Below are 6,254 nucleotides of genomic sequence, written 5' to 3' on the forward strand. Positions count from 1 at the left end.
GCCGCCCGTCGCGCGCGCTCGTCGCCGCGGCCGCGTGCGGGCCGCTCGCGATCCTGCTGCCGCTCGGCTTCACGCTGTACCGCGCGGCCACCTTCGGCCTCGACGATGCGATCGAGCTGATATGGCGCCCGCTCGTCGGCGAACTGCTGGTCAACACGCTGTCGATCACGCTCGCCGCGACGCTCGCGTGCACGCTGCTCGGCACGGCGGTCGCGTGGTTCATCGAGCGCACCGACCTGCCGGCCCGGCCGCTGTGGACCGCACTCGCGGCGGCGCCACTCGCGGTGCCCCCGTTCATCACGAGCTACGCGTGGGTGTCGCTGAGCCTCGACCTGCAGGATTTTCTCGGCGCACTGATCGTGCTGACCTCCGCCTACTTCCCGCTCGTCTACCTGCCGGTGGCCGCCGCGCTGCGCGAGCTCGATCCCGCGCTGGAGGAAAGCGCGCGCACGCTCGGCTGCTCGCCGTGGCGCACCTTCTTCCGCGTCGTGCTGCCGCAGCTGCGCCCCGCGCTGTGCGGCGGGATGCTGCTGGTCGCGCTCGGCGTGCTGTCCGAGTTCGGTGCGTTCCAGCTGCTGCGCTTTCGCACCTTCACCACCGAGATCTACGCCGAATACCGCACCGCGTTCGACGGCGGCGGCGCATCGCTGCTCGGCTGCGTGCTGATCGCGCTGTGCCTGCTGTGCCTCGCGATCGAGGCACGCGCACGCGGTCATGCGCGCTACGGTCATACGCACCGCGCCGCGCGCCGCGTCGCGATGCGTTATCCGCTCGGCCATCTGCGCGGCCCCGTCACCGTCGCGTTCGCCGCGCTCGCCGCCGCGACGCTCGGCGTGCCGCTCGCGATGATCGGCTACTGGCTCACGCAACAGGGCGCGGCCGCCGTCACGCCGGCCGACGTGTCACCCGAGCTGCTGTGGCAGGCCACGCTCGCGTCGTCCGGCTACGGCCTGATGGCGGCGGCCGTCACGACGCTGCTCGCGCTGCCGCTCGCGTTCCTGATGGTCCGCTATCCGGGGCGCGTCGCGACGCTCCTCGAGCGCACCGCGATGACCGTGCAGGGCGTGCCGGGCATCGTCGTCGCGCTGGCGATCGTGTCGATCACGGTACGGCTGCTGCAACCGCTCTACCAGAGCGCACCGGCACTCGTCGCCGCGTACGCGATCCTGTTCCTGCCGCTCGCGGTCGTCAGCGTGCGCGCCGCGCTGTCGCACGTGCCGGCCCGGCTCGAGGAAACCGCGCGCGCGCTCGGTCTCGGCTGGCGCGCGACGCTCACGCGCGTGGTGCTGCCGCTCGCGGCACCCGGCCTCGGCGCAGCCGCGACGATGGTGTTCATCTCGGTCATGACGGAACTCAATGCGACGCTGTTGCTGTCGCCGATCGGCACCCGCACGCTCGCGACCCAGGTCTGGAGCGATACGGCAACGCTTGCGTTCGCCGCCGCGGCGCCCTACGCGGCGCTGCTCGTCGCGCTGTCGCTCGGCGCATCGGGACTGCTGTTCGTGCTGCTCGGCCGCGCGTCGGTGCGCGACTGAGCGCCGCCCTTTTTCACCGGAACCGCCCATGAGCGAACTACGCATCCACGGCCTGTCCAAATCGTTCGGATCGCATACCGTCCTGCACGACATCGATCTCACGGTGCGGCGCGGCTCGCGCCTCGCGCTGCTCGGCCCGTCCGGCAGCGGCAAGACCACCCTGCTGCGCGTGCTGTGCGGCTTCGAACGCGCCGAGCGCGGCACCGTCGAAATCGACGGACGCCGCGTGGCGGCGCCCGACGTACACCTGCCGCCCGAACAGCGCCGGATCGGCTACGTGCCGCAGGAAGGCGCGCTGTTTCCGCACCTGTCGGTGGCCGACAACATCGCATTCGGGCTGCCGCGCGCGGCGCGGCGGCGCCATCACCGCGTCGATGAACTGCTCGAGATGGTCGGGCTGCCGGCGTCGTATGCGAGCCGTGCGCCGCAGCAACTGTCCGGCGGGCAGCAGCAACGCGTCGCGCTCGCACGCGCGCTCGCACCCGAGCCGTCGCTCGTGATCCTCGACGAACCGTTCTCCGCGCTCGATACGTCGCTGCGCCACGAAACGCGCAGCGCGGTCGCCGATGCGCTCGCCGCCGCAGGCGCGACATCGGTGCTCGTCACGCACGACCAGCCCGAGGCGATGACGCTCGGCGACGAAGTGGCGGTGATGTGGCACGGCCGGCTGGTACAGACGGCCGCGCCGCAGACGCTGTACCGGCAGCCGGTCACGCGCGACATCGCGTCGTTCGTCGGGCAGGCCGTGCTGCTCGCCGGCCGTGTGCGCAACGGGCACATCGCGTGCGCGCTCGGCGAACTGCCGCTCGTCGCGTCGCTGCCCGACGGGCCGGCCGATGCGATGCTGCGCCCCGAGCAGATCGGGATCGTGCCGGTTGCGCAGGCCGATGCGGCGCGCGGCCATACGGCGCGCGTCGAAGCCGCGCAATTCGCGGGCCAGGACGCCGACGTGGTCGTACGCCTCGAGGCCGATCTCGACGTGCTCGTGCGCGTACGCGTGCCGGGACACCGGTGTCCGGCCGTCGGCGAACGTGTCGCGCTGGTGGTGGATGGTGCGGTGATGGCGTACGCGCGCTGAGCGGCGCGGTCCGTCGCTCAGCGCCTTCACACGCATTCACACGCGATCAGGCGTCCGCGCAGTCCGCATCCGGCAACGGCCGGAAGGTCCGGCCATCCGTCTCGACCGCCGCGCCCAGCAGCCGCGCGAGCCCCTTCGCGCCTTCGCGCATCACGACGTCGTGATTCCATCGGAACAGCGGGCGGGCAAGCGGCTCCAGCCGGTTCATCCAGCGCACGTGCGTGCGGATGTGCCAGTCGTAGCGCACGATCGTGCGGGCACCGTCGGCGGCGAACGTCCAGCATCCGTTGCCTTCGATCGCGCCGCTCGCGCGGCCTTCGAGCCGATGCGGCGGCTCGACGCGTCGCACGCGCATGTCGAAGGCCAGCCGGTACGGCAGCGCCCCCTTCCACGTGTACCGGTGCAGCGCGCCGACGCCGCGCGCATCGCCCGGCTCGATCTCGACGGTGCTCACGGCGCCCTTCCACCAGCCGGGCCAGCGGTCGACCTGGTAGATCGCGTCCCACACCACCGCGAGCGGCGCGTCCACGCGCCAGGTCGTCGAGAACCGGTATTCCGCCATGCAGCCTCCGGCCTGCCCGTCAGGGGCATGAGTCAGCGCACCGCTCAGGGCGCGAAGAAGCGTTCGGGAAACGCGACGTCGATCTCGACGTCGTCGAGCGTCACGGTTTCGAGCGGCACGTCGTCATCGTCCGCGAAGCTGACGACCTTCAGCGGAAAGCCGTCCTCGGTGTCCAGCCACAGCCGGTAGCGATGCACGCCATCGACCGCGTGCGCAGGCGCGCCCGTGACCGACACGCGCAGCGCGGTCCGGCCGCCGACGGCCTCCTCGCCTTCGGTCACCGTCGCGCCGCCTTCCTGCAGCGCATGGACGTTGCGCAGCAGTTCGCCGACGTCCGACCGGTCGACCCGGTGGCCGCTGCGGTCGCGCACGAGCGGATTGGACGGCGACAGCGTCAACGCGGGCGGCGCGTGTGCGCCGAACGGACGCAGCCGCACCTTGCCGTCGCCGGGATCGTAGGCGAGCACCGCGCCGTGATGCGGCGACACGAAATCCATCCGGACGAAGCCCGGCTTCAGGTACGCGTAGCGGATTTCGGTGTGCTCGCCGCTGCGCGCCGCCGAGCGGATCGTCGCGCGGTACGAGCGGACGTGGTCGAAATGCGCCTGCGCGACGGTCACGGGATCGGCGGTCATGCTCGCTCCTATCAGGCTCGCGGCCAGCAACGCGGCGATCACGGCGCCGCCTCGACATCGAGCACGCCTTCCATCCCGCGCTCGCGATGGCTCCTGAAAAACAGCAGCCGATGCGTGCAATAGTAGGCGAACCGGCCCGGCTGCGTGGGCGTGAAGCGAAACGTCTTCGGCGTCGTGGCCAGCTCGGTGTGCACTGCGATGCCGGCCTGCGGCGCATCGATCTCGAAGCTGTGCGGCACCAGGCCGGGTTCGGCCGACACGGTCAGCTCGACCGGAACGTGCGCCCGCACGATCACGTGGTTCGGCCGGAAGAAATAGCTGCCGCCGACGATCGCCACCCGCTGCACGCCGTCGGCGTCGACGGGCACACGCACCGGCGCGTCGCCGTCCGCCCGCGCCAGCGCGGCGCCCACGGCGAACACCGCCGGCACCAGCATCAGCACGAGCCCCTTCGTCATCGTCGTCTTCATCGCCTGCTCCGTACCGGTGCCGCGCGCGTCACCCCTTCCACGCGTCGGTCGGGCCGCCGAGCGCACCGCACGCGTCGATCGCGAGTTCGCGCAGGCGCCGTTCGTCGCCCTGACCGGACAATGCGTAACCCATCCCGCGATCCGACCAGAAATACGTGTAGCGATCGCCGGCCGACATCGCCTGCGGCGCGAGGCGCCGTGCATCGTAGGCCGTCATGTACAGGGTCACGCGCTCGCCGTCCGCGCGCTGGTACATGAGTTGCGCGGCCGGCCCCGCTTCGCCGGGCAGCAGCCGGCCGCCGAGCAGCGCGTAGCCGTATTCGTCGAGCGACGGCGCACGCACGGGGCGCCCGAGACGCGCGGACAGCCACGCGACGAGACGTTCAGGGTCGCCTGCACCGACCTCGATCGGATGTTCGCGGTCGGCCACGTAAGTCGTGTACGCGACATCCGCGCGCGCGGCAAACGCCGGTTCGCGGCCGAACGCCATCCAGCCCGCATGCAGCGTGACGCCGATCAGCAGCCCGGCCGCGAGCCCCGCGAACGCATAGGCGATCCCGCGCCGTCGCGGCGCACCGCGCTGCACGAACAGCGCGGGCGCGGCGCCCGGCAGCGGGAACAGCGCCTGCAGCGCATCGCGCTGCGCACGGTAATGCGCGAATCGTTCGGCTTCCTCCGGATCGGCCAGCACGCGCTCGAGCACCTCGCGGCGCTCATGCCCGGACAGCTCGCCGTCCAGCAACGCGGACAGCAGTTGCGCCGACGCATCTTCGTCCCGCTCGTTCGAAGGCTTGTGCGGATCATCCATCATGTCTTCCCGATCACCCGTAACGTGGCCGTGCCGTGCGCCGACGGCTCGTCCGACAGCAGCGCGCGCATCTGCCCGCGCGCCCGTGCGAGCCGCGACATCACCGTTCCCACCGGTACGCCGAGCACCTCTGCGGCATCGCGATAGCTCAATTCCTCAAGGGCGACCAGCAGCAGCACCTCGCGCTGCTCGACCGGCAGCCGGTACAGCGCGCGCTGCACGTCGCGCAGCACCAGCCCGCCGATCTCGCCGGCCGGCGCGGCCATCGTCTGCCACGGTGCCGTCGCGTCATCGACTGCAATCTCGTGCCGCGCACGCAACTGGTCGATGAAACGGTGCCGCAGCAACGTCAGCAGCCACGCGCGCAGGTTGCCGCCATCGCGCGGCGGACGGTTCAGCGCACGCTCGAGCGTGTCCTGCACGAGATCGTCCGCCCAGGCCCGGTCACCCGTCAGCGCACGCGCATAGCGCGTGAGATGCGGCAACCACACCAGCAGATCCGATTCGTAGCTCATCAGGATGCCTCGCGCACCGCCCCATCGCCCGCCGTCATGGACGCGCCACGTGCCACATGCCGCCGATCCCGTCGCCGCCCGCGTCGCCGGGCTTGCGATCCTGCTTCCAGCGATACAGCGGGCGCCCGTGGTACGCCCATTGCTTGCTGCCGTCGGCGCGCGCGACGAGACTCAGCGCGCCCGCGGCCTTGTCGTACGCGTCGGCGCGCGCGGGCGGCCAGCTGGCCGCACACGTGCTGTCGCACGCGCTCTTGCCAGGCGCATCGCGATCGAACACGTACAGCGTCATGTGATCTTCATCGACCAGTTTCCCGTCGCCGGCCCGGGGCGGTTCCGCGGCGGCCGGCCGCACGATTGCCGCCGCCAGCGCGGCGGCGGCGAATATCCGTTTCATGCCCGTTCTCCTTGGCACGGCATCGCGACAGCGCGGCACCAGCCGGGACGATCGGCTTCGTCACGGCCATTATCCTGCCGGCCGGCGCTGCCGGGATTCGGTAGGTAAACGGATGGAGGCGACCGGTTATTCCACTTCAGCGCGCATCGCTTGCGCACGGGCGGCCAGATGCAGACGCAGCGCCTCCGCTCGATCCGCATGGGCGCGGGCGAGAAGTTGATCGCAATCGACCGGGCCCGTGGCCGGCAAACCCAGGC

8 protein-coding genes are annotated in these 6,254 nt (G+C 71.5%); 2 read left to right on the forward strand and 6 right to left on the reverse strand.

Going from position 1 to position 6,254, the window contains the following annotated elements; translation table 11 throughout:
- Positions 1–1,535, forward strand: a 1,535-nt coding sequence (locus G3N61_RS37560; RefSeq protein ID WP_205824944.1) for an iron ABC transporter permease, incomplete at its 5' end; no start/stop codon positions are given.
- 28 nt (positions 1,536–1,563) lie between these two features.
- Positions 1,564–2,613 carry an ABC transporter ATP-binding protein gene (locus G3N61_RS37565; protein WP_205824945.1) on the forward strand — a complete coding sequence of 350 codons (1,050 nt, stop codon included), beginning with the start codon at positions 1,564–1,566 and terminating at the stop codon, positions 2,611–2,613.
- A gap of 46 nt (positions 2,614–2,659) precedes the next feature.
- Here G3N61_RS37565 and G3N61_RS37570 read toward each other — a convergent pair whose 3' ends face one another.
- From G3N61_RS37570 to G3N61_RS37595, 6 genes are read right to left on the reverse strand one after another with little or no spacing between them, the layout of a single operon-like run.
- Entirely contained in the window at positions 2,660–3,175 is a 516-nt protein-coding gene (locus G3N61_RS37570) for an SRPBCC family protein (protein ID WP_205824946.1), read from the reverse strand.
- A gap of 44 nt (positions 3,176–3,219) precedes the next feature.
- Positions 3,220–3,852, reverse strand: coding sequence for a DUF1571 domain-containing protein (locus tag G3N61_RS37575; protein WP_205824947.1), 633 nt, complete (start codon positions 3,850–3,852; stop codon positions 3,220–3,222).
- A complete protein-coding gene (locus G3N61_RS37580) occupies positions 3,849–4,280 on the reverse strand; it encodes a quinol oxidase (RefSeq protein ID WP_089450013.1) in 432 nt (143 codons plus the stop codon). Before G3N61_RS37580 ends, G3N61_RS37575 begins: the two co-directional genes overlap by 4 nt.
- Before the next feature lie 28 nt (positions 4,281–4,308).
- Positions 4,309–5,091: an anti-sigma factor gene (locus tag G3N61_RS37585; RefSeq protein WP_205824948.1), complete on the reverse strand. Its 783-nt coding sequence runs from the start codon at positions 5,089–5,091 to the stop codon at positions 4,309–4,311.
- Positions 5,088–5,603: a sigma-70 family RNA polymerase sigma factor gene (locus G3N61_RS37590; protein ID WP_205824949.1), complete on the reverse strand. Its 516-nt coding sequence runs from the start codon at positions 5,601–5,603 to the stop codon at positions 5,088–5,090. Before G3N61_RS37590 ends, G3N61_RS37585 begins: the two co-directional genes overlap by 4 nt.
- A gap of 34 nt (positions 5,604–5,637) precedes the next feature.
- Positions 5,638–5,997: a hypothetical protein gene (locus tag G3N61_RS37595; RefSeq protein WP_205824950.1), complete on the reverse strand. Its 360-nt coding sequence runs from the start codon at positions 5,995–5,997 to the stop codon at positions 5,638–5,640.
- Positions 5,998–6,254: the final 257 nt, after the last annotated feature.

The organism is Burkholderia sp. Ac-20349, from assembly GCF_017104865.1.
Classification (GTDB): domain Bacteria; phylum Pseudomonadota; class Gammaproteobacteria; order Burkholderiales; family Burkholderiaceae; genus Burkholderia; species Burkholderia aenigmatica.

What these genes read in the sequence shown, in the direction of transcription:
- G3N61_RS37590 (WP_205824949.1), bottom strand. Translation starts at nt 5,603, where the DNA reads ATGAGCTACGAATCGGATCTGCTGGTGTGGTTGCCGCATCTCACGCGC.
- G3N61_RS37585 (WP_205824948.1), bottom strand. Translation starts at nt 5,091, where the DNA reads ATGATGGATGATCCGCACAAGCCTTCGAACGAGCGGGACGAAGATGCG.
- G3N61_RS37595 (WP_205824950.1), bottom strand. Translation starts at nt 5,997, where the DNA reads ATGAAACGGATATTCGCCGCCGCCGCGCTGGCGGCGGCAATCGTGCGG.
- G3N61_RS37580 (WP_089450013.1), bottom strand. Translation starts at nt 4,280, where the DNA reads ATGAAGACGACGATGACGAAGGGGCTCGTGCTGATGCTGGTGCCGGCG.
- G3N61_RS37565 (WP_205824945.1), top strand. Translation starts at nt 1,564, where the DNA reads ATGAGCGAACTACGCATCCACGGCCTGTCCAAATCGTTCGGATCGCAT.
- G3N61_RS37570 (WP_205824946.1), bottom strand. Translation starts at nt 3,175, where the DNA reads ATGGCGGAATACCGGTTCTCGACGACCTGGCGCGTGGACGCGCCGCTC.